The 1,354-nt window shown below is 68.8% G+C and carries 1 protein-coding gene; it reads right to left on the bottom strand.

The genetic code is table 11. The features are described 5' to 3' along the window. Nucleotides 1-1,270, bottom strand: a 1,270-nt coding sequence (locus ABD160_RS33095; protein ID WP_344030650.1) for an IS256 family transposase, incomplete at its 3' end; no start/stop codon positions are given. Nucleotides 1,271-1,354: the final 84 nt, after the last annotated feature.

Here is a 1,354-nt window from a genome sequence, read left to right as displayed (position 1 = left end):
GTTCGGGGTAGGTCAGGGCGAGGGAGCCCAGGGCCTGTTTCCATCCCTGGACGACGGCTCCTTCGACGAGCCGGCCGGAGGCTCGGCGCGCGTGGGCGGGCAGCCCCTTCTCCTTCGCGCGGGCTCGGGCTCGTTTGTCCTCGATGTCGCGGATGGCGAGCCAGAGCAGCTTGATCGCGGCGTCATCGTTCGGGAAGTGACCACGGTTTTTGATGATCTTCCGGAGCTGGTAGTTCAACGACTCGATCGCGTTCGTCGTGTAGATGATCCGCCGGAGCTCGGGTGGGAACGCCAGGAACGGGATGAACCGCTCCCACGCATTCGTCCAGGTCATCACCGCCGCCGGGTAGCGGCGGCCCAGCTCGGAGGCGGCGAACGTGTCCAGTTCGATGCGGGCGACCTCGTCGGTCGGGGCGGTGTAGATCGGTTTGAGCGCCGCGGCCACCTTCTTGCGGTCGGAGTACGACACGAACCTCATCGCTGCCCGCAGCAGGTGCACTGTGCAGGTCTGCACGATCGACTGCGGCCAGGTCGCCTCGATGGCCTCCGGGAACCCGGACAGTCCGTCGCAGCAGACGATCAGCACGTCGCGCACGCCCCGGTTGCGCAGCTCGGCGCACACCCCGGCCCAGAACTTCGCCCCCTCGGCGGCCTGGACCCAGATCCCCAGGACGTGCTTGACGCCGTCGAGGTCGACCCCGACGGCGATGTGCGCGGCCCGGTTACGGACCTGGTGCCCGTCCCGGACCTTGATCATCAGGGCGTCGAGGTAGACGATCGGGTAGATCTCCTCCAGCGGCCGGGACTGCCACAGCTTCACCTCTTCGAGCACGCCATCGGTGATCGTGGAGATGGTGTCGTGGGACAGCTCGGTGCCCAGCGTGCGGGCCAGGTGGTGGCTGATATCGCGCACGGTCATCCCACCCGCGTAGAGCGAGACGATCATCTCGTCGAGCCCGCCGGTGCGCCGTGAGCCCTTCGGGACCAGCCGTGGTTCGAACGTCCCGGCCCGGTCCCGTGGTACGTCCAGCGCCACGTCCCCGACCTCGGTGGTGAGGGTCTTCGGGGTGGACCCGTTGCGGGAGTTCGGGGTCCCGCGCCCGGCCGGGTCGCCACGCTCGTAGCCCAGGTGCGCGGTCTGCTCGGCGGACAGACCTCGCTCGAGGACAGCTTTGATCATCTCGGGCAGGAACCCGCCGTCCCCGGTCAGCGCGAGCTCACCCGCGTCCACCTGGGACATGAGCCCGTCGAGTAGCCCGGCCTCGACCATGCGGTTCACGGCGTCACGGGCAGTCTCGGGCTCACCGCCGGCCCGAGGGCCGGCACCGAGCGGATTCGCGTCCTGATCATCGAC

Origin of the sequence: Pseudonocardia kongjuensis, from assembly GCF_039526905.1 — a bacterium.
In the GTDB taxonomy this organism is placed as follows: Bacteria; Actinomycetota; Actinomycetes; order Mycobacteriales; family Pseudonocardiaceae; genus Pseudonocardia; species Pseudonocardia kongjuensis.
Note: the sequence above shows the minus strand (reverse complement) of the source record. Positions and strands in the feature narration are given on the sequence as shown.